General features: G+C 67.7%; 20 protein-coding genes and 1 riboswitch. Of the genes, 12 read left to right on the top strand and 8 right to left on the bottom strand.

What is annotated here, in order from left to right:
* The first annotated feature begins 58 nt into the window (after nt 1-58).
* The gene (locus QKY98_RS00870) at nt 59-1,273 is read left to right on the top strand and encodes an MFS transporter (protein WP_284670174.1); all 1,215 of its coding nucleotides are present in this window, start codon (nt 59-61) and stop codon (nt 1,271-1,273) included.
* Between the two features lie 10 nt (nt 1,274-1,283).
* Here QKY98_RS00870 and QKY98_RS00865 read toward each other — a convergent pair whose 3' ends face one another.
* Both QKY98_RS00865 and QKY98_RS00860 read right to left on the bottom strand, forming a co-directional pair.
* The gene (locus tag QKY98_RS00865; RefSeq protein ID WP_284670173.1) at nt 1,284-2,645 is read right to left on the bottom strand and encodes an ATP-binding protein; all 1,362 of its coding nucleotides are present in this window, start codon (nt 2,643-2,645) and stop codon (nt 1,284-1,286) included.
* Nucleotides 2,642-3,307, bottom strand: a complete 666-nt coding sequence (locus tag QKY98_RS00860) for a response regulator (RefSeq protein WP_284670172.1) — start codon at nt 3,305-3,307, stop codon at nt 2,642-2,644. Before QKY98_RS00860 ends, QKY98_RS00865 begins: the two co-directional genes overlap by 4 nt.
* A gap of 153 nt (nt 3,308-3,460) precedes the next feature.
* On the opposite strand from QKY98_RS00860, the gene QKY98_RS00855 reads away from it, so the two are divergent.
* Both QKY98_RS00855 and QKY98_RS00850 read left to right on the top strand, forming a co-directional pair.
* The gene (locus QKY98_RS00855) at nt 3,461-3,727 is read left to right on the top strand and encodes a PepSY domain-containing protein (protein ID WP_042137015.1); all 267 of its coding nucleotides are present in this window, start codon (nt 3,461-3,463) and stop codon (nt 3,725-3,727) included.
* Nucleotides 3,727-4,275 carry a cytochrome b/b6 domain-containing protein gene (locus QKY98_RS00850; RefSeq protein ID WP_284670171.1) on the top strand — a complete coding sequence of 183 codons (549 nt, stop codon included), beginning with the start codon at nt 3,727-3,729 and terminating at the stop codon, nt 4,273-4,275. The genes QKY98_RS00855 and QKY98_RS00850 overlap by 1 nt, the downstream gene beginning before the upstream one ends.
* Here QKY98_RS00850 and QKY98_RS00845 read toward each other — a convergent pair.
* Nucleotides 4,272-5,264: a cation diffusion facilitator family transporter gene (locus tag QKY98_RS00845; protein ID WP_284670170.1), complete on the bottom strand. Its 993-nt coding sequence runs from the start codon at nt 5,262-5,264 to the stop codon at nt 4,272-4,274. The genes QKY98_RS00850 and QKY98_RS00845 overlap by 4 nt on opposite strands.
* 244 nt (nt 5,265-5,508) lie before the next feature.
* On the opposite strand from QKY98_RS00845, the gene QKY98_RS00840 reads away from it, so the two are divergent.
* Entirely contained in the window at nt 5,509-7,182 is a 1,674-nt protein-coding gene (locus QKY98_RS00840) for a phosphoethanolamine transferase (RefSeq protein ID WP_284670169.1), read from the top strand.
* Between the two features lie 79 nt (nt 7,183-7,261).
* Nucleotides 7,262-7,804 carry a cytochrome b gene (locus tag QKY98_RS00835; RefSeq protein ID WP_284670168.1) on the top strand — a complete coding sequence of 181 codons (543 nt, stop codon included), beginning with the start codon at nt 7,262-7,264 and terminating at the stop codon, nt 7,802-7,804.
* Here the strand turns inward: QKY98_RS00835 and QKY98_RS00830 are convergent.
* Both QKY98_RS00830 and mntP read right to left on the bottom strand, forming a co-directional pair.
* Complete coding sequence (locus QKY98_RS00830) at nt 7,801-8,637, bottom strand: SMP-30/gluconolactonase/LRE family protein (RefSeq protein ID WP_108582460.1); 837 nt, start codon at nt 8,635-8,637, stop codon at nt 7,801-7,803. The two genes, QKY98_RS00835 and QKY98_RS00830, sit on opposite strands and share 4 nt — an antisense overlap.
* Nucleotides 8,637-9,209 (bottom strand): manganese efflux pump MntP, encoded by a 573-nt coding sequence (gene mntP, locus QKY98_RS00825; RefSeq protein ID WP_007160734.1) that lies wholly within the window; start codon nt 9,207-9,209, stop codon nt 8,637-8,639. Before mntP ends, QKY98_RS00830 begins: the two co-directional genes overlap by 1 nt.
* A 9-nt stretch (nt 9,210-9,218) precedes the next feature.
* A riboswitch (yybP-ykoY riboswitch) is annotated at nt 9,219-9,381 on the bottom strand.
* A 394-nt stretch (nt 9,382-9,775) separates the two neighbouring features.
* On the opposite strand from mntP, the gene pstS reads away from it, so the two are divergent.
* The 5 genes from pstS to QKY98_RS00800 all read left to right on the top strand — a co-directional run bounded on the left by pstS (nt 9,776) and on the right by QKY98_RS00800 (nt 15,082).
* Nucleotides 9,776-10,789, top strand: a complete 1,014-nt coding sequence (gene pstS / locus QKY98_RS00820; RefSeq protein ID WP_027600129.1) for a phosphate ABC transporter substrate-binding protein PstS — start codon at nt 9,776-9,778, stop codon at nt 10,787-10,789.
* Between the two features lie 76 nt (nt 10,790-10,865).
* Entirely contained in the window at nt 10,866-11,840 is a 975-nt protein-coding gene (gene pstC, locus QKY98_RS00815; protein WP_284670167.1) for a phosphate ABC transporter permease subunit PstC, read from the top strand.
* Nucleotides 11,840-12,715 carry a phosphate ABC transporter permease PstA gene (gene pstA / locus QKY98_RS00810; protein ID WP_064308109.1) on the top strand — a complete coding sequence of 292 codons (876 nt, stop codon included), beginning with the start codon at nt 11,840-11,842 and terminating at the stop codon, nt 12,713-12,715. The genes pstC and pstA overlap by 1 nt, the downstream gene beginning before the upstream one ends.
* 5 nt (nt 12,716-12,720) lie before the next feature.
* Nucleotides 12,721-13,485: a phosphate ABC transporter ATP-binding protein PstB gene (gene pstB / locus QKY98_RS00805; protein WP_017638707.1), complete on the top strand. Its 765-nt coding sequence runs from the start codon at nt 12,721-12,723 to the stop codon at nt 13,483-13,485.
* Between the two features lie 310 nt (nt 13,486-13,795).
* On the top strand, nt 13,796-15,082 hold the full coding sequence (locus QKY98_RS00800) for a putative porin (RefSeq protein ID WP_007160739.1): 1,287 nt from the start codon (nt 13,796-13,798) through the stop codon (nt 15,080-15,082).
* 181 nt (nt 15,083-15,263) lie between these two features.
* Here the strand turns inward: QKY98_RS00800 and QKY98_RS00795 are convergent, their stop codons facing one another.
* Complete coding sequence (locus QKY98_RS00795) at nt 15,264-15,554, bottom strand: DUF2845 domain-containing protein (RefSeq protein WP_042137026.1); 291 nt, start codon at nt 15,552-15,554, stop codon at nt 15,264-15,266.
* Nucleotides 15,555-15,728: 174 nt separating this feature from the next.
* On the opposite strand from QKY98_RS00795, the gene QKY98_RS00790 reads away from it, so the two are divergent.
* Complete coding sequence (locus QKY98_RS00790) at nt 15,729-17,288, top strand: RimK family ATP-grasp domain-containing protein (RefSeq protein WP_284670166.1); 1,560 nt, start codon at nt 15,729-15,731, stop codon at nt 17,286-17,288.
* A 9-nt stretch (nt 17,289-17,297) separates the two neighbouring features.
* Nucleotides 17,298-18,251, top strand: a complete 954-nt coding sequence (locus tag QKY98_RS00785; protein ID WP_284670165.1) for a magnesium transporter CorA family protein — start codon at nt 17,298-17,300, stop codon at nt 18,249-18,251.
* 141 nt (nt 18,252-18,392) lie between these two features.
* Here QKY98_RS00785 and QKY98_RS00780 read toward each other — a convergent pair whose 3' ends face one another.
* Together QKY98_RS00780 and QKY98_RS00775 are read right to left on the bottom strand one after the other, a co-directional pair.
* A complete protein-coding gene (locus QKY98_RS00780) occupies nt 18,393-18,950 on the bottom strand; it encodes a DNA-3-methyladenine glycosylase (protein WP_284670164.1) in 558 nt (185 codons plus the stop codon).
* Nucleotides 18,947-20,746, bottom strand: a complete 1,800-nt coding sequence (locus QKY98_RS00775) for a glycoside hydrolase family 15 protein (protein ID WP_145250010.1) — start codon at nt 20,744-20,746, stop codon at nt 18,947-18,949. The genes QKY98_RS00780 and QKY98_RS00775 overlap by 4 nt, the downstream gene beginning before the upstream one ends.

Genomic DNA, 20,746 nt, shown 5'->3' with positions numbered 1-20,746 from the left:
TCTTGATGTTAAGATACTTCTCATCAAGAGAAATATCGCGTCACTCCGGAGATTGTCCATGCTTTCCGCGTCACCTTCATCCCCGAACACGCCGGCACCGCGCCAGGATGCCTTCCTGGCCGTCTTGCTGGTGCTGCTGGTCGGCCTGAACCTCAGACCCATCCTGGCCGCCATCGGTCCGCTGCTGGATGGCATCCAGGCCGCGACCGGCCTGGAAGGCAGTGGCGCCGGGGCGCTGACCACCCTACCCATCGCCGCCATGGGCCTCTGCGCCCTGGGCGGCGCCCGTCTGCAGGCCTGGCTCGGCGAACGCCGTGGCATCGCCCTCGGCCTGCTGCTGCTGGCCCTGGCCAATGCCCTGCGCTGGGAAGAGCCGAGCGGCCTGGGGCTGATCCTCACCGCCGGGCTTGGCGGCGTCGGCATCGCCCTGGTCCAGGCGCTGATCCCCGCCTATATCCGCCGCTGCCATCCGCAGCGCACCAGTACCCTCATGGGCCTCTACACCACCGGCATCATGGGCGGCGCGGCCGTGGCGGCGGCCACCGCCGCGCCCCTGGCCGAGCGGTGGGGCTGGGCCCAGGGTCTGGCGCTCTGGACCCTGCCGGTGCTGCTGGCGCTCGGCACCTGGCTGGCCCTGGCCCGCCCGGATGCGCCAGTGCAGGACGCGGCACCCCGCGCGCAACCCTGGCGGCAGCGCCAGGCCTGGCTGCTGCTGGCCTTTTTCGGCATCGGGACCGCGGCCTACACCCTGGTGCTGGCCTGGCTGCCGCCGTACTACACCGGCCTCGGCTGGCAACCGGCTGACAGCGGCCTGCTGCTGGGCGGGGTGAGTCTCGCCGAGGTCAGCGCCGGTCTCCTGCTGTCGGCGACCATCGCCCGCCTGCGCAATCGCCGGCCACTGGTGCTGGGGGTGCTCGGCGTGGTTCTGGTGGGGCTGCTGTGCCTGGCGCTGGCGCCGCTGCCCCTGGCGGTGCCCACCGCCATCCTGCTCGGCCTGGGCATCGGCGCGCTGTTTCCGCTGTCGCTGATCCTGGCGATGGACAAGGTGCGCGATCCCGCCGACGCCGGCGCGCTGCTTGGCTTCGTCCAGGGCGGTGGCTACCTGATCGCCAGCCTGGCGCCGCTGGCCGCCGGCATCCTGCGCGACCATCTGGACAGCCTGGCCAACGCCTGGCTGCTGATGGCGGTCGGCGTGGTGCTGCTGATGGGCCTCGGCCTGCGCCTGACCCGCCCGGAGCGCCCGGTGGTGGCGCGCGGCTACCAGCGGGCCTAGCTGTTTGAACCTAGCCGGCGCGCGGCAGGCGCAACTCCACGCAGAAGCCGCCCCGGGCGCGATTGCTGAAGGTCAGGGCACCGCCCAGGCGGCGGGTGATGGTCTCGACGATGGCCAGCCCCAGCCCGGCACCCTGGGGGTTGCCGGCGCTGTAGAAGCGATCGCACAACCGCGCCAGCTCGGCCTCGTCCACCCCGGGGCCGCGATCCTCCACCCGCAGCAAGACGCCCTGGTCCTGGCTGGCCTCGATGCCGACTTCCACCGCGCTGCCGGCGGGGGCGAAGGCCAGGGCGTTGGTCACCAGATTCTGCAGGGCGATGGCGATGGCGTCCGGATCGCCGAGCACCGGCGGGCCGGCCTGGGCCGCCAGCACCAGCTCCACCTGCTGCCTGAGCGCCAGCGGCGTCAATTCCGCCAGCTCTTCGCGCACCAGGGGCTCCAGGGCCAGCGGCTGGACCTGGGTGGCACCGGGTTCCAGTCGCGCCAGGGTCAGCAACTGGCTGGCCAGGCGGGTGGCCCGGCTGACGCCCTGGCGCAGATAGCCCAGGGCTTCGTCGCGCTCCGCGGCCGTCTCGGCGCGCTGGGCGTTCTGCGCATGCAGGTCGAGGATCGCCAGGGGCGTGCGCAATTCATGGGCGGCGTCGGCGATGAAGCGCCGCTCGCGATCGAGCAGGGCGCGCAACTGGGCGAGCTGGTGATCCAGGGCGCCGCGCATGGGTTGCAACTCCGGCGGCAGCGGGCCGGTCGGCAGCGGCGCCAGGCTGTGGGGATCGCGTTCGCGCAGTCCGCGGGCGAAATCCTGCAGCGGTCGCAGGCCCCAACCCAGCAGCAGCCAGAGCACCCCGACCAGCAGCGGCAGGCCCACCAGCGTCGGCCAGAGGGTATGGCTGACGATGCGCTGGATCAGGTCCTGGCGCAGGTCCTCGCGCTCGCCGACCCAGATGCGCAGGCCGCCATCGGCGGTACGCACCAGCATCCCGCACCATTCGCGCCCGTTCTCGAACACCTCGTGCAGGCCCTCCGGCGGCACCTCGGTCAGCCGCGGCGCATTGCCGGAGCGGGCCAGCAGCCGGCCATCGGCGGTCCAGACCTGGAAGGTCAGCTGATTCTCGTAGGGGTGCGCCGGTACGCTACCGGGAACGGGTTGCATGGCCCGATCGAACACCCGGATCAGCTCCGGCCAACGATCCGCCGCCGGCGTGCCGGCCTGCAGCAGGCCTTCCAGCAGGCGCGCGCCCTGGACCAGCTGGGCGTCGTAGATGCCCTCGATCTCGCGATGGCTGTCGCGCAGCGCCAGCAGAGCCAGGGCCAGACTGCCAGCCAGCACCAGGGCCAGGGTGGGGGCGAGGATGCGGGTGCGGATGGCGATCATGGCTGACGCTCCAGCAGATAGCCCACCCCGCGCACGGTGCGGATAAGGCCGCTGTCGAGCTTCTTGCGCAGGTTGTGGATGAGCACTTCCAGGGTGTTGCCCGAGGCGGCTTCCTGCCAGCCATACAGGGTATTGCTCAGGCGCTCGCGGGTGATGACGGTGCCCGGCCGCAACAGCAGCTGGTGCAGCAGCTGGTATTCCATGGGCGTCACCACCACCTCGGCGCCGCGGTAGTGCACCACCTGGCTGGCCGGGTCGAGGCTGATGCCGGCGTGCTCCAGCAGTGGTTGCGCGCGGCCACAGCTGCGGCGGATCAGGGCGCGCAGGCGCGCCTTGAGTTCGTCCAGGTCGCAGGGCTTGACCAGGTAGTCGTCGGCGCCGGCATCCAGGCCCTGGATACGATCGGCCTTGGCGTCGCGGGAGGTGAGCACCAGCACCGGCACCTGGCCGTCGGGCTGGCTGCGCAGGCGGCGCAGCAGGTCGAGGCCGTCGAGGCGCGGCAGGCCCAGGTCCAGCAGCACCAGGTCGAAGCGCTCGGCGGCCAGGGCGTGCTCGGCGGCCAGGCCGTCGGCCACCCAGTCCAGGGTATAGCCCTCGCCGCGCAGGGCCATGCGGATGCCCTGGGCCAGGGCCGCATCGTCTTCCACCAGCAGTACCCGCACGACCGCCTTCCTCTCGTTTTGATGGCTCTAGCCCGCCATCATCGCTGGCGTCCTGGCGCAGCGGCAGGGGCAACTGTTACCGGGCGTTGCATCCTAAGACTGCATTAAGCTTCGCCGTCGAGTCTGGTCACTCCCACCACGAGGAGTGTCGCCATGCGCCGCCTGTTGCTGCCGTTGCTGTTCGCAAGTCCCCTGGCCCTCGCCGCCGAACCCCAGTGCACCCAGGCGGACAAGTCCACCTGGCAGGACGCCGAGAAATTCCAGGCGCAGCTGCGTGACCAGGGCTACGAGATCAAGAAGTTCAAGATCACCAAGGGCAACTGCTACGAGATCTACGGCTTCGACAAGGACAGGCGCAAGGTCGAGATCTATCACGATCCGGTGAGCGGCAAGGCGGTCAAGAGCGAGATCGGCAGCTGATGAAGACGGCGACCGTGCGGCTCTGGGATCCCCTGGTGCGGCTGTTCCACCTGTCGGTCGCCGCCGCCTTTTTCGCCAACTACTTCTTCAACGAGAAGGGCGCCTTCTGGCACCGCTGGATCGGCTACTACGCCAGCGCCTGGCTGCTGGTGCGCCTGGTCTGGGGTTTCGTCGGCCCGCGCAGCGCGCGCTGGAGCGACTGCTGGCCGACCCGCGCGCGGCTGGGCGCCCATCTGCGCGATCTCTGGCAGGGGCGGCCCCATCATCGTCTCGGCCATTCGCCGCTGGGCGCCCTGGTGATGCTGCTGATGATGGCCGCCATCGGCGGCCTGGGCGTCACCGGCTTCCTCATGCGCGAGGTGGATGCCCTCTGGGGCGCCGACTGGCCCGAGGACCTGCACGCCTGCTTCGCCAACGGCCTGCTGGCGCTGGTCTGCCTGCATGCCGTGGCCGCCGTGGTGGAAAGCCTGAGGGTAGGCGACAACCTGCCGTTGTCGATGCTGACCGGTCGCCGCCGCCCGCTGGAGGAGTCGTCCCCGCGCGACTAGGCGCAGTGCCCGTCGAGGGTACCCGGCGGATCCACCTGCACCGTCACGTGCTGCAGGCCATGGCGGCTGCGCAGCAGCTCGCCCACCAGGGTCGGCAAGCGCAGGGGATCGCTGCCCGGCGCCGGGGTGATGTGCAGGGTGGCGATGCGGGTTTCGTCGGTCAGCGTCCAGACGTGCAGGTGGCCCACCTCGGCCACCTCCGGCAGGGCGCGGACTGCCGCCGTGGCACCGGCCGTGTCGAATTCCCGCGGCGCCGCCTGCAGGAGCACCGCGCCGGCATCGCGCACCAGGGTCCAGGCCGATTTGACGATCAGCAGGGCGACCAGGATCGACAGCGCCGGATCCAGCCAGGTCCAGCCGGTCCAGAGGATGCCTAGGGCGGCGACGATGGCGCCCACCGAACCCAGCAGGTCGCCGGCCACATGGAGCAGGGCGCCGCGCAGGTTGCTATCGTCCTTGTGCCCGCCGTTGAGCACCACGAAGCCGACGATATTGACCACCAGGCCGATCACCGCCACCGCCAGCATGGGGCCGGACAGCACCTCGGTGGGCTCGCGCAGCCGCATGATGGCTTCCCAGCCGATCCACAGGACCAAGAGCAGCAGAGCGACGCCATTGGTCAGGGCGGCGAGGATGCGCACCCGGTGGAAGCCATAGGTGAAGCGCGCATTGGCCGCCTTGGCCGCAACCCGGTAGGCCACCAGCGCCAGCAGCAGGGCCGCGGCATCCGAGACCATGTGACCGGAATCGGCGATCAGCGCCAGGGAGCCGGACCACCAGCCGCCCACGGCCTGGACGATGGCGTAGCCAAAGGTGAGGGCGAAGACCAGCTTGAGCTTGCGCTCGTTGTCGGCGGTCACCCGCGGGGCGTGGGAATGACCATGGCCATGGCCTTGGTCGTGGCCATGCTGATGATCGTGGTCGTGGTCGTGGTCGTGGTCGTGGTCGTGGTCGTGGTCGTGATCGTGGTGAGAGGTGGAGCCACTCATCTACAGGTCTCCGGAGCATTGAGGAGGCAGTGGGCACGGGCCCTTCGCTGACGATCCTGAAGCCTGAAGTGACTTCAGGGTCAAGCGGATCGAGCAGTCAGCTGACCCCTTGGTCATCTGTTACCGGGCATGAGTTGCTAAGACTTCATTAAGGTTCGCCCCTCAGGGTAGCGGCTCCCTGTCGCCGGAGCCCGCTCATGATCGCCTTCCCCAGTCTCCCTTCGCGCAGGCGCCGGGCGCCCTGATGCTGCTCGCTGCCTTCTCCCGCCCCCGCGCTTCGGGCTGGCGACCCTGGCGCAATTTGCTGCTACTGAGCAGTCTGAGTTGCCTGCTGTTGCTGGCCGACGACTTCCTGCAGCAAAGCTTCACGCCAAACAACCGCGCCGAGTTGGAAGCGGGCTATGTGGCCGCGCTCTGGGTGTTCAGCCTGGCGCTCTGGCTGAGCAATCTGCCGCGCCTGGCGGCGTTCATCCTGCTGGGGTTCGCCCTGATGCAGCTGCTGCAGCTGGGCAACCTGAGTTTCTTCGGCGAGCCGCTCAGCGCCATCGACATCCAGGCCCTGCTGGGCGACACCGCGGAGGTGCGCCAGACGCTGTGGCTCAGCCTGCCCGAACACTGGCCGGTGCTGCTGTGCGTGGGGCTGCCCTATGGACTGCTGATCGCCCTGCATCTTCAGCTGCCCGGCCGGGTGCCGCTGCCGGCCAGTCGCTGGGCGCTGATCCTGATCGCCGCGGTGCTGCTGTCCAAACCCTATCGCGCCACCTATCGCAATCTCGATGCCTTCGTGCCCAGCCCCGCGCGCAGCGGCTTGCACAACAGCCTCAACGCCTTTTCCGCCTGGGCGGTGCGCCTGGCCGGGCGTGACGACGTTGTCCTGCCGCCCACCGCCTATGCGCCCTATGGACTGGCCCAGGTGCCCAGCAGCGCGCGGCACGTCTGGCTGGTGGTGGCCGATTCCCTGCGCAGCGATCGCCTGGGCGCCTTTGGCTATGCGCGCGATACCACGCCAAAGCTGTCGGCCTATCTGGCGGCCAATCCCCAAACGCTGATCCGCCCCGGCGTGGCGGCAGGGGTGGCCACCGACGTGAGCCTGCCCTACCTGCTCAATCCGATCCGCGAACCGGGCCAGGACGGACGCCTGCGCAGCGGCGAGATCAACCTGTTTCGCTTCGCCCAGGCCGCCGGCTTTCGCACCCACTGGCTGTCGTCCCAGGAATCCAAGTTGCTGGCGCACCTGGGCAGTCGCCATCTGGACGTCGCCATCACCCGCGAGGACCATCCGCTGCGCTTCCTGCAACGCCAGGACCGTGCCCTGCTGGAGATCCTCGACGAACAGCGGTGGGCGCCGCGCAACTTCGTGGTGCTCAACCTGCGCACCGCGCACCTGCCCTATGCGCAGAACTATCGCCACGAGCGCACCCCGGCGCCCTGGCCGGATAGCGGGGCCGAGGGCCAGGCCAATGCCTATGACAATTCCCTGCACTATCTCGACGGCCTGCTCGCCGAGATCCTCGCCGACTTCGACCGCCTGGACGGCGAGCGCTATCTGATCATCACCGGCGACCATGGCCAGCGGCTGGGGGAGGGCGGTCACTGGGGGCACAACGACCTGGTGCCCGAGGTCAGCGACGTGCCGGTGATCGTGGTGGCGCGGGACGCACCGCCCCAACCCCTGGCCGAGTTGCAGGGCGAGCGCTGGATCAGCCACTACGAGGCCGGCAGCTGGCTGGCGGAGCGGCTGGGGACCCGTATCGACAATCCCAATCGCCGCCCCGACGAGCACTTCGTCCATGGCAAGCTGCTGTTCAGCGACAATTTCGTGCAGCGCGTCTGCGAATCGCCCACCGGCCTGGTGCACCAGCCGCCGCAGCAGCTGAGCACCCTGCTGCTGGATACCACGGCGGCGCCCTGCGGTTAGCGCTGCGGCCGTCTTACCCTTGGCTCCGAGGCGCCGCTACACTGCCGGCGCCTCTTCATCTCAGTCGCAGGATCCCGTCATGTCTTCCGCTTCCTCTGTCTCCCGCTATGCGCGCAGCGCCCGGCTGCTGCACTGGCTCATGGCCCTGCTGGTATTGCTGGCCTATGTGCTGATCCTCAACCGCGGGCAGTTCGAGCGGGGCTCCCTGGAGCGCCAGTGGGTGACGCTCAGCCATTTCTGGGTGGGCCTGCTGGTCCTGGCGCTGGTCTTGCCGCGGCTGCTGGTGCGCCACCGCCATCCGGTACCGCCGATCACGCCACCGCTGACGCGAAGCCTGGAGACCGTCGGCCGACTGACCCACTACGCGCTCTATGCCTTTCTGCTGGCCCAGCCGCTGCTCGGGCTGTTCACCGTCTGGCTGACCATCGGCGCGGTCAAGATCCCGTCCAGCACCTGGGCGCTGCCTTCGCCCTTCCCGGTGGACCCGGAACTGGCGAAGACGCTCAAGGGTGTGCACCTCTGGCTCGGCAAGGCCTTCTACTGGGTGATCGGCCTGCACCTGCTGGCCGCGCTCTGGCATCACCTGGTGCGCAAGGACGACACCCTGAAGCGCATGCTTTAACGCGGTTCGAGGGCGATGATGCGGTCGCGACCGCCTTCGGCCAGCAGATAGCCGTCGCCCCGCGGCAGCAAGGCCTGGGGCGCGCGCAGGAAGGTCAGGATGGCGCGCGGGGCCGACTGGCGATCCCAGAGCAGCAGACGGGCGCGGTGGGTGGAGTCTTCGCTGATCCACAGGCCGCGGCGGTCGCAGAGCAGAAAGCTCGGCTCGCGCAGATCGCGCAGCGCCGGCGGATCCCGGCCATCGTCGCTCAGCTGGCGCACCAGGCCGCGGGATTTCTCGGTATAGAAGGCACTGCCGTCCGGGCAGCGGGTAAAGGACTCCGCCTCGTCCAAGTGGTCGCGCAGCACGGTCAGGCTGCCATCGGCGGCGTCGTAGCGCAGCAGGCGGCCGGCCCCCTTGCGGTCTTCCACGGCATAGAGCCGCTTGCCTTCGGCCCAGAGCCCCTGGGCGTTGATACCGGTGAAGAGATCGCGACTGCCGGCGGCGTCGAACCAGCGGATGGGATGGGTGCCGCCTTCCTGGCTGTAGGCGAAGCCGTCCTGGTAGGGCACCAGGCCGTCGGGCTTGTACAGCCCTTCGCTGAGCACGCTGCGCCGGCCCTGGGCATCGATGCGCAGCAGCCGGCCCTTGCCATCCTTGAGTTCTTCCGCGGTGAGCAGGGCATCGCCCTGCCAGGCCAGGGCGCTGGCCTTGGCGATGTCGGCATGGGCCACTTCGTAGCGCCAGCCGGGAGCGGCCTGGGCCGGCCAGAAGCGCTGCCAGGTGAGAAAGCCCAAGGCGGCCAGCAGCAGGGCGGCCAGGACGAGGAGGGCGCTACGCCAGAGGCGAGCCATCAGCTGGCAACGGCGGCCAGGTGTTCATGCAGGATGGCCGCGCCGATCACGATCAGCACCACCCCACCGAGCATCTCCGCGCGCTTGCCGACCAGATTGCCCATCACCCGGCCCAGCATCACCCCGGTGGTGACCATGATCATGGTGGCGAGGCCGATGGCCAGGGCGGCGGTGATGATGTTGACGTCGATGAAGGCCAGGCCCACGCCCACGGCGAGGGCATCGATGCTGGTGGCCACGGCGGTCAGGGCCAGCAGCATGAAGGAATGCTGGCGGGGCTTTTCTTCCTCGGCCTCGGGCGCGCCGAAGCCGGCCCAGATCATGCGCAGGCCGAGCACGGTGAGCAGGGTGAAGGCGATCCAGTGATCCCAGGGCTGGACGTACTGGGCGGCGGTAAGGCCGACGGCCCAGCCGATTACCGGGGTGATGGCTTCGATGACGCCAAAGATGGCGCCGGTGCGCAGGGCTTCGCGCAGGCAGGGCTTGTGCAGGCTGGCACCCTTGCCGACCGCGGCGGCGAAGGCATCGGTGGACATGGCGAAGGCCAGAAACATCAGGGAAGCGGGGTTCATCGTGACAGCGCCGGCCGGGCTCGATCCACAAGACATCCCCGCACGCCCGGCGTGGCGCGGTGATGCCTCTGGTCTCGCCAACCCTGACTGGCTGTCCTGACCACGGCGGTTGCCGAGTATGTTGATCAGGACGCTTTCCACCGCGGTGGAAGCAGGCTACTCCCCAAAGAGGCCGCCACCTTACCCATCCGGATAGAGAAAGTCTATCTTGTAGATAGTTCTAATATATATAGCCTTGGCTAAATCTTCTGCCGTCGAGCGTCCCGAACGCGGTGGCGGATCCTCTGCAGACCGCGCTGGCACTGGATTGGAGGCTCGGCACAGGATGCTGTGAGAGACGGCTAGCGGCTACCGGTACCCTGCGCGGACGTCGCCCAGGGATGCCCGGAGGTCGCTTGCTCCCGCCGAGCAGGGCGGGAAGCGTGCCTTTGCTGGTCGCGAGGCCGAGCGCCAGCCCGTCGCCCATGATGGCGCTCTGCCGTCCCCGTTTCGTCATGCCGCTGACACTTAATTGTCACATTTCGGCAATAGCCTAGCGCCAGCCCTCACTAGGTAATGGAGCCACCATGAAACGCACGTTCAGCCTCTCTCTGTTGTTGTCGGCCTTTTGCCTGAGCACCGCCGCTCACGCCGTGGATGTCACGGGCGCCGGCTCGAGCTTCGTCTTCCCCGTTCTGTCGAAGTGGTCGCAAGGCTTCAGCGAGAAGACTGGCAACCGTATCAACTACCAGTCCATCGGCTCCGGCGGCGGCATCGCCCAGATCAAGGCCGGCACCGTGGACTTCGGCGCCACCGACGCCCCCATGAGCACCGACGACCTGCAGAAGGGCGGTCTGGGCCAGTTCCCGACCATCATCGGCGGCATCGTGCCGGTGATCAACGTGGATGGCATCGAGCCCGGCAAGCTGAAGCTCGACGGCCCGACCATGGCCAAGATCTTCATGGGCGAGATCAAGACCTGGAACGACCCGGCCATCGCCGCGCTGAACCCCGGCATGAAGCTGCCCGAAGGCGCCATCACCGTGGTGCGTCGTTCCGACGGCTCCGGCACCTCCTACAACTTCACCAACTACCTGGCCAAGGTCAGCCCGGAGTGGAAGGAGAAGTACAACTTCGGCACCACCGTCAACTGGCCGGTCGGTGTGGGTGGCAAGGGTAACGAGGGTATCGCCGCCTACGTGAAGCAGATCAAGGGCTCCATCGGCTACGTCGAGTACGCCTATGCGCTGACCAACAAGATGACCCATGTGCAGCTGAAGAACGCCGCCGGCAACTTCGTGCAGCCCGAAGCCAAGAGCTTCCAGGCCGCCGCCGCTACCGCCGACTGGAAGAGCGCCAAGGACTTCAACCTGCTGATGACCAACGCCCCGGGCGCCGACGCCTGGCCGATCACCGCCACCACCTGGATCGTGATGTACAAGGAACCCAAGAACGAAGAGCGCAGCAAGGTCGCCTTCGACTTCTTCAAGTGGTCCCTGGAGCATGGCCAGAAGGATGCCGCGGCCCTGGATTACGTCCCGGTCCCGGACACCCTGGTCAAGCAGATCGAAGGCTACTGGGCGTCCGACTTCAAGAAGTAAGCACGCCTGTCCCGCCGCCTGGATCCCCTGGGGTCCAGGCGGTTTCGCGCGTCCTTCCAGGTAGACGGAAAGCTCCATGACCGACCAGACCCTGCCCCTCTCCGCCGCTCAGGAACAGCGCATCCGCCGGGATACCCGCGCCGATGTCTGGTTCCGCCGGCTGCTGTTTTCCGCCGCGCTCCTGGTACTGCTGGTACTGGTCGGCGCCGCCGCGTCCACCCTCTGGGGCGGTCGCCACGCCTTCATGACCTTTGGCCTGGACTTCATCACCTCGGCCGAATGGGATGTCGGGGCCGAGAAGTTCGGCGCCCTGGTGCCCATCTACGGCACCCTGATGACCTCCTTCATCGCCCTGCTGCTGGCCGTGCCCACCGCCTTCGGCATCGCCCTGTTCCTCTCCGAGATCGCCCCCACCTGGCTGCGCGGTCCGGTGGCCACGGCGGTGGAACTGCTGGCCGGTATCCCCTCGATCATCTACGGCATGTGGGGCCTGTTCGTCTTCGGCCCCTTCATGGCCGCGCACATCTCGCCCTTCATCAACGACTACCTCGGCGCCGTCCCGGTGATCGGGGTGCTGTTCCAGGGGCCGCCGCTGGGCATCGGCATGCTGACCGCCGGCATCATCCTGGCGATCATGATCCTGCCCTTCATCACCTCGGTGATGTACGAGGTGTTTCGCAGCGTGCCGGCGCAGCTCAAGGAATCGGCCTATGCGCTGGGCTCCACCACCTGGGAAGTCTGCTGGGACATCGTGCTGCCCTACACCCGCTCGGCGGTGGTCGGCGGCGCCTTCCTCGGCCTGGGCCGTGCCCTGGGCGAGACCATGGCGGTGACCTTCGTGCTGGGCAACGCCCACCAGTTCTCCCTCTCGCTGATGATGCCGAGCAGCTCCATCGCCTCGGTGATCGCCAACGAATTCAACGAGGCCTATACCGATCTGCACCGCTCTTCGCTGATCGCCCTGGGCTTTTTGCTGTTCGTGGTGACCTTCTTCGTGCTGCTGGCGGCACGGCTGATGCTGACGCAACTGTCGCGCAAGGCAGGTAACTGATGCACATCGACGCCTATCTCTATCGCAAGCGGCGGATCAAGAACGGCATCGCGCTGATCTTCGGCAGCGCCGCCGCCGTGCTCGGCCTGGGTTTCCTGGCCTGGATCCTCGGTACCACCCTGATCAAGGGCGTCAGCGCCCTGAGCCCGGCCATCTTCGTCGAGATGACGCCGCCGCCCGGCGCCGCCGACGGTGGTCTGGCCAACGCCCTGTTCGGCAGCGTGCTGATCACCCTGCTGGCCACCGCCATCGGCGCGCCCATCGGCATCCTCGCCGGACTCTGGTTGGCCGAATACGCCCGCCACTCCAAGCTGGGCCTGGTGGTGCGCTTCGTCAACGACATCCTCCTGTCGGCGCCGTCCATCGTCATCGGCCTGTTCATCTACACCGCCGTGGTGGTGACCCTGAACCAGTACTCCGGCGGCAGCCTGGGCTTCTCCGGATTCGCCGGCTCCCTGGCGCTGGCCATGCTGGTGGTGCCGGTGGTGACCCGTACCACCGACGAGATGATGCAGCTGCAGCCGCCGGCCATGCGCGAAGCGGCCCTGGCCCTGGGCATCCCCCAGTGGAAGGTGACCCTGCAGATCCTCTTGCGCGCCTCCCGCGCCGGCGTGGTGACCGGGGTGCTGCTGTCCATCGCCCGCATCACCGGCGAGACCGCACCGCTGCTGTTCACCGCCTTCGGCAACCAGTACTGGAACGCCGACGTGCTCAAGCCCATGGCCACCGTGCCGGTGACCATCTTCCAGTTCGCCATGAGTCCGTTCGAGAACTGGCAGCACCTGGCCTGGGCCGGCGCCCTGCTGCTGACGCTGTTCGTGCTGTTCCTGAACCTCTCCTCTCGCTTCTTCTTTCGTAACCGGGATTCCAAGTGACTACCATGCAGACGCAGATACCGGAACTGCAGGCGCGCGACGTCGGCTTCCGTTACAAGGGCCACCAGGCGCTCAAGTCGATCAACCTGGACATCGCGGCCAAGCAGATCACCGCCATCATCGGCCCGTCCGGATGCGGCAAGTCCACGCTGCTGCGCATCTTCAACCGCATCTACTCGGAATACCCGGGGCTGGAAGCGACCGGCGAGATCCTCATGGACGGGGAGAACATCCTCGATCCCAAGTACTCGCTAAGCCGCCTGCGCAGCACCATCGGCATGGTGTTCCAGAAGCCGGTGCCCTTCCCGATGTCGATCGCCGACAACGTCGCCTACGGCATCCGCCACCACGAGCGGCTGTCCCGGGTGGAGTTGCAGGATCGCGTCGAGCAGGCCCTGCGCGGCGCGGCGCTGTGGGACGAGGTCAAGGACAAGCTCAACCAGAGCGCCCTGGGTCTCTCCGGCGGTCAGCAGCAGCGCCTGTGCATCGCCCGTACCATCGCCCTGCGTCCGCGGGTGCTGCTGCTGGACGAGCCGACCTCAGCCCTGGACCCCATCTCCACCGCGCGCATCGAACAGCTGCTGGCCGAACTCAAGCAGGAGTTCACCGTGGTCATCGTCACCCACAACATGCAGCAGGCGGCGCGCTGCTCCGACGTCACCGCCTTCATGTACCTGGGCGAGCTGATCGAAGTGGACAAGACCGACAAGATCTTCACCAAGCCGGACAAGAAGCAGACCGAGGACTACATCACCGGTCGCTTCGGCTGAGGATTTCGCCGGCTCTCGGCAAGGCCACTCCCCGGAGTGGCCTTTTTCATGGGCGAGCGGAAAGGGGCGGGGCAGGGCGGTCGCCTGGTTTCTCGGCGGAGAAAATTGTCTTCACGTCCGAGAAAGACTTTTTCCGAGCTGGCAACGCATGGCGTTACCGTGAAATTTTCATTTAATTTCAAAGGCTTGTATTAAAAGTTTTACTTTATTGAAGGCAAAACGACATCTCTTCTGCCGAGACTGAGCCAGCTTCGTGACGGGCTGCACTGCCAGCCAACACCCCTGGATTGTCTTGAAAGGAGATCTGCCGATGTCTGTTAACCCTTATCGATTCACGGCGCTGTTCTCGGGCGTGCTCCTGGCCACCTGCTCGGCCACGGCGAGTGCCGCTGTCGATGAGAAGCTGCTCGACATGCTCAAGGCCAACGGCTCCATCACCCCCGCCCAGTACGCCGAATTGCGCGGCGACCTGCAGCAGGAGCAGCAGGCGCGCGCCGCCCAGGTCGCCCAGCAGCAGAAGACCTCCGACTTCGAGAAGAAACTGGCCTGGGCCGCCAAGACCCAGATCAAGGGCGATGTGCGGGTGCGCCACGAGAGCATCGACATCAGCGGCGAGCCGGACAACGGTCGCGACCGCGACCGCCAGCGCATCCGGGCGCGACTGGGCGCCTACAGCGAGATCAATCCGCAGGTGGACACCGGCATCCGCATCGCCACCGGCGGCGGCGACGATGCCCGCTCCACCAACCAGGACCTCAACGGCTACTTCAACAAGAAGCAGCTCTGGCTGGATCAGGCCTACATCGACTACCACCCCACGGCGCTGCCGAATCTGCACCTGGTGGGCGGCAAGATGGGCCAGCAGTGGGTCAGCACCGGCGACGTCATCTGGGACGCCGACATCAACCCCGAAGGCCTGGCCGGCACCTACAAATACGACCTGGGCGGCGGCGCCGAGCTGTTCGGCAGCACCGGCTACTATGTGCTCAAGGACAACGTCGACGGCGAGGGCTATGAGTTCAAGCACGACCTGCGCCTCTACGCCGGCCAGCTGGGCAGTCGCTTCAACCTGGGCGATGCCGCCAAGCTGATGGTCGGCGGCAGCGTCTACGCCTACGACAAGGACCAGGACAGCACCTGCCCGACCACCGGTTCGGTCACCTCGCCCTGCGCCCTGGCGGTGAATGGCAACACCACCGACCGCTTCCAGCTCTACGAAGGCTTCGCCCAGCTGGACCTGACCAAGCTGTGGGTGCCGCTGTCCTTCTATGGCCAGTACGTGGTCAACGACAAGGCCGACGACGGCGAGGACACCGCCTGGCTGGTGGGCGCCAAGACCAAGCTGATGCAGCGGGTCGGCCTGGAATACAACTACCGCGATGTCCAGCGCAACGCCGTGGTGGGCGCCTTCACCGACTCCGACTTCGGCAACGGCTCGACCGGCGCCCGCGGCCACAAGCTCAAGCTCGGCTACGACATCGACAAGAACTTCGGCGTCGGCCTGACCTATTTCCTCGCCGAGTCCGACACCGCCAGCCGCTTCCGCACCGATGCCGATGTGAAGACCCTGCAGCTGGACCTGGAAGCCAAGTTCTAACCACGGCCCTCAGGTCGTGCTCCGCTTGAACCGCCCTCGGGCGGTTCTTTTTTGCCTGCGCGATGGAGAGACTCGCCTGGCACCTGTTGGGCTTCGCTGCGCTCAATCCAACCTACGCCGGAGCCGCTGCTTTCTCCCTCTCCCTCTGGGAGAGGGTTGGGGTGAGGGAAGCTCCCGCCCACTAACGCTCCACCCTGATCTCCACCAGCTTGCCGTCGATGAACTTGAGGTGACGCGAGGCGCCGTTCTCCGGGGCATAGGTCCAGAACTGGGTCTCGGCGGCATTGAATTTGGGCACGTTGTTGTTGCGCAGTGCCGGCGGATTGATCTTGCGCTCGGCCGGAGCGCCACAGGCGGCGAGGACCTGTTCGACGCTGTCGCCTTCCTCGACGAGACTCTGGCCACAGCGCAGGCTGGCCTGGGCGAGGAGGGGACACAGCAGGACGATCGGCAGCAGCTGACGGGGCTTCATGAGGACTCCAGGGCAGGACGTTCGCCAAGCTTAGCCAACCGCCGAACGACGTGCCCGGCGCAAAGTCTCGGTCAACTCCGCTGCCGTGGCATAAAGCCTGCGTAACGTCGCGGGACAGCCGCCGGCGGAAGGCGTATTGCTGGACACCCCTTCCGCCAGAGCCCGGTCCGCATCATGGTCGCGATTCAAGCCCGCCTGCCCGTCGCCACCCCCGTTCCCCGTCCCGAACCCGTGCTGCACCTGCCGGCCAGCAGCACCCTGCTGATCATCGTCGAGCGCAAGGAAGACTGGTCGGACTACCTGCCCAGCGAAAGCATCGTCACGGCCCAGGAGTATCTGGAAGACCGCCGTCTCACCGCGGGCGGTGGCCGCATCCAGGTGCTCAACCTCTGTCGCAACTACCGCTATCTGGGCCACGGCTACTATTGCTCGCTGCTGGCGGAGGCGCGCGGTCATCGCGTCATCCCCTCGGTGCGGACCCTGAGCGAACTCAATCGCAAGGCGCTCTACGGCCTGCTGCTGGAAGACCTCGACGCCCTGGTGGACCAGGCGCTGGCCGAGCACCCACTGGGCGCCACCGAGGGCTTCACCCTCAACCTCTATTTTGGCCGCACCGAGTTCGCGCCGCTGCAGGCGCTGGCCAGGCAGCTGTTCGACGCCTTCCCGTGCCCGATCCTGCAGGTGGAGTTGCGCCACAGTCGCCATTGGCACATCGCCGGGATCAAGAGCGGCGCCCTGCACCGCCTGCAGGACGCCCAGCAATACGCCTTCGCCGATGCCCTGGATGCGTTCAACCGACGCATCTGGCGGCAACCGGCCTCGCGGCGCCAGGCGCGCTACGACCTGGCCATCCTGCATGACTCGGAGGAGTCCTTGCCGCCCTCCAATGCCGCGGCCCTGGCCGGTTTCGTCGCCGCCGGGCGTGATCTGGGGGTGGCCGTGGAGCTGATCGAGCGCAAGGACTACGGCCGGCTGGCGGAATACGACGCCCTGTTCATCCGCGCCACCACCCGGGTCGACGACCACACCTATCGCTTCGCCCGCAAGGCCGAGAGCGAAGGCCTGGTGGTGCTGGACGATCCCGCCTCCATCCTGCGCTGCACCAACAAGGTGTTTCTCAGCGACCTGCTGGCCCAGCACGGCCTGGGCATGCCGCGTACCGAAATCCTCTATCGCGAACGACCCCAGGACCTGGAAGAGGTGGGGCGGCGCCTGGGCTATCCGCTGGTGCTGAAGATTCCCGACGGCTGCTTTTCCCGCGGCGTGCTCAAGGTGGCCGACGCCGCCGAACTGCGCCAGGCCGCGGCGGAGCTGTTCGAGCGCTCGGTGCTGCTGCTGGCCCAGGAGTACCTCTACACCGAATTCGACTGGCGCATCGGCGTGCTTGCCGGCGAACCGCTCTATGCCTGTCGCTACTTCATGTCCGCCGGTCACTGGCAGATCTACAACCACAAGGCGGAATCCGGCAGTACCGGAGGGCGCTGCGAGGCGGTGGCCATCGCCGCGGTGCCTCCGGCGGTGGTGGAGCTGGCGGTGCAGGCCGCCGCCCTGATCGGCGATGGCCTCTATGGCGTCGATCTCAAGCAGGATCGGGATCGGCTGGTGGTCATCGAGGTCAACGACAACCCCAATCTGGACGCCGGCATCGAAGACGGCCTGCTGGGCGAGGGCCTCTATCGACGGGTGCTGGAGGATTTTGTCCGGCGCCTGGAGCAGCGGCGCCAGGGCTGGTAGGAGCACGCCATGATCGAAGCCTTCACCCTGCGGGAGGGTGGCCTGCTGCCGGCGGGCGACCGCTCGGCGCCGGTGCTGCTGTGCAGCGATCCGGATGCCCGGGAGCGCGCCTGGCTGAAGCAGGCCTTTCCCCTGGACAGCCACCGCCTGGCCTCGGCGCTCGACCCGGACGAGGTCTCGCGCCTGGAAGTGCAGGGCGACGAACTCTTCCTGATCTGGAAGCGTCCGGAACGCTATGCCGGCGGGGCGCGCTTCGCCTTCGAGGTGTCTTCCTTCGGCTTGCTCTGGCATCCCGAGCGGCTGGTGGTCATCTCCGCCGGCCCGTCGCTGCTGGCCGGCGAGGGGCCGTTGCAGCCGCTGCACGATCCGCTGGATGTGCTGGTGGAGTTGCTGTTTCGCAGCGTCCATCACTACCAGGGGCATCTCAAGGTCATCAGGCTGGTTGGCCGCGAATTGCAGCAGCGCTTCGACAGCTCCCTGGGTAACGAGCATCTGCTGCAGATGTTCAATCTCAGCGAGAGCCTGATCCATTACATCAACGCCCTGCAGGGCAACGGCGCGGTGCTCGACCGACTGCGGCAGGTCGCCGAAAGGCGCGAACTGGGCGAGGCGCTGCGGGCGCGCCTGGAAGACCTCATCATCGAGAACGACCAGTGCCGCCGCCAGGCCGACCTCTACGCCACGGTGTTCGCCCGCCTCATGGATGCCCGCGGCAACCTGGCCAATAACAGCATGAACCTGACCCTGCGCAACCTCACGCTGATCAACGTGGTGTTCCTGCCGCTCAACCTCATCGCCGGCATCGGCGGCATGTCCGAATTCAGCATGATGACCGCCGGTCATCCGTGGTGGCTGTCCTATTCGCTGCTGCTGGTGGCCATGGCCGCCCTGAGTCTAGCCCTGACCTGGATCCTGCGCCGCTCGTTGCGGCGTCGGGCCGAATCCGCCGCGCGCGCGGCCTAGCGCACTTCATAGACAGCATAGAGGACAATATGGAAAAGCAGCTACTCGGCCTGGGCATCGTCCTGGCGATTCTGGCCTTCGGCCTCCTGACCCTGATCGTCGATCTGTGTCGCGGCCGGCGCCAGCACCGCACGGTGGTGCTCAGCCAGGAAAGCCACGACTCAGATAGCGCGAACCGGCCAGACCGAAGCGCCAGGGCACCTCGCGCGCGCGGCTGATGCCGATACGCGGGCCCGCGAGCACCGCCACCTCGGCAGCCGCCGGCTCCAGCAGGAAGGGCGGCTCGGTCAGCGGCAGGCCATCGTGACTGCCGTCGATGGCGAGGGCCTGGCACAGCCGGCCGGGACCGGCACAGAGCAGGCGATCGGCCAGCCCGCCCCGGCGTTCGCGCATCACCTCCAGCCCCCACAGGGGCTCCAGCGCGCGGATCAGCACGCCGGCGCCATGCCCGGCTTCGCGGCACACCAGGTTGAAGCACCAGTGGATGCCATAGGAGCGATAGACATAGGCATGGCCGGGCGGGCCGAACATGGCGCGGTTGCGCGGAGTCGGGCCGGAAAAGCTGTGGGAGGCCGGGTCTTCGCCGTCGTAGGCCTCGGTCTCGACGATGAGGCCGCCGACGCCCGCGACCCTGAGCGTGGCGCCGACCAGTTGCCGGGCGACCTCGTCCACCGGACGGCTGAAATCCAGGTGGCTCACGCCTCGGGCTCCGGTTCTTCCAGGATCAGCGCCGCATGCACCATGGCCAGGTGGCTCAGGCCCTGGGGAAAGTTGCCCAGGGCTGCGCCGTCATGGGGATCGCGCATCTCGGTCATCAGGCCGACGCCGTTGAGACTGGCGGCCAGCACCTCGCGCATCAGTTCGCGCGCCTGATCCACCTCGCCCAGCACGGCATGCGCCTCGACCATCCAGTAGGAGCAGGCGAGAAAGGCCCCCTCCTCCCGTTCGGCGCCGCTGTAGCGATAGACCAGCGGACCGCGGGCCAGCTCGCGGCGGATGGCCGCCAGGGTGCTCACCGACCGCTCACCCCCGTCGAAGCCGAAGCGGATACCGAGCAGCAAGCCGGCGTCCAGGCGCTCGGTGCCGGCATAGAAGGTATAGGCCTGCTTGCGCTCGCTCCAGCAGTGTTCGTTGACCCAGTCGCGGATGCGATCGCGCTCGCGCTCCCAGCGGCCACACATGGCGTCGGGGATGTGCCCTTCGCGGGCCAGGGTCACGGCGCGATCCAGGGCGAACCAGCAGCCCAGCTTCGACAGGGTGTAGTGGCGCTCTTCGGGCAGCTCCCACATGCCGGCATCCGGCTGGCGCCAGCCATCGGCGCAGAGATTGGCCAGGTCGGTGAGCAGGCTGGAAGTGGCGAAATCCAGCACATGGCCCTTGCTGGCATAGAGGCGAAAGGTCTCCAGCAAGTCGCCATAGAGACTCAGCTGGCACTGGGCGCTGGCCCGGTTGCCGACGCGGACCGGCTGGGAGTCGCGATAGCCCGGCACGGGAATGGTGCGCTCTGCCGGTGCCAGCTCACCCTGCAGGGTAAAGCAGGTGTGCAGGCGATTGCCGTGGCGGCGGATGACGTTCTGGATCCAGGCCAGGGCCGCCTGGGCCTCGCCGAGGGCACCCAGGCGCAGGAAGGCCTTGATGGTGAAGACCGCATCGCGCACCCAGGCATAGCGGTATTCGTAGTTCTTGTCGCCGCCGATGCGTTCCGGCAGCGAGGTGGTGGCCGCGGCGACGATGGCGCCGGTGGGGGAGTAGAGCAAGAGCTTGAGGGCCAGCGCCGAGCGCTTCACCTCGCTGAGGAATTCGCCGCGATAGGCAAAACCCTGGGCCCACTCGCGCCAGGCCTGGTCGCTGCGGTCGATGCGCTGGTCCACCTCGTCCAGCGAGGGCACCACCAGCGGTTCGTTCTCGGTCGCGGTCAGCGCCAGGACGCTGCGTTGCCCGGCTTCCAGCACCAGGCGTGCCACCAGTCGGCGGTCGTCGCACTGGAGGATCTCCAGCCGCTCGCAATACCTCAGGGTGGCCATGACCCCGTCGACGTGCATGACCTCGCCATTGGGCGTGCTGCGCATCCAGGGCGAGACGGTCTGGCCCTGGGTGCCGGGCACCAGTTCGATGCGCAGTTCGACCCGTCCGGACAGGCCTTCCACCCGGCGCCCCAGTTCGCACCAGGGCAGGCGACCGGCCGAGCCGCTGTTGAGCGACTCGGTCAGACGCACGCTGCCATCAACGGTGTGGAAACAGGTTTCCAGCACATTGCTGTCTTCCCGGTAGGCCCGCTCGACGCGATAGTCGGCCACCGGGGCGATCGAAAAGAAACCGCCGGCCGGGGCGTCCAGCAGGCGGTCGAACAGCGGGGCGGAATCCATGTTGGGTACGCACCACCAATCCAGCGAGCCGTCCGGCGCCACCAGGGCGACCGAACGGCCGTCGGAGAGGGCGGCATAGCCCGCCAGGGGCGCGTAGCCGTCCTGGCGGGCGGGGTCGAAGGCCGCCAC

Source organism: Pseudomonas sp. HR1 (assembly GCF_030175875.1).
GTDB classification, from domain to species: domain Bacteria; phylum Pseudomonadota; class Gammaproteobacteria; order Pseudomonadales; family Pseudomonadaceae; genus Chryseomonas; species Chryseomonas oryzihabitans.
This window is presented reverse-complemented; position numbering and strand designations above follow the sequence as displayed.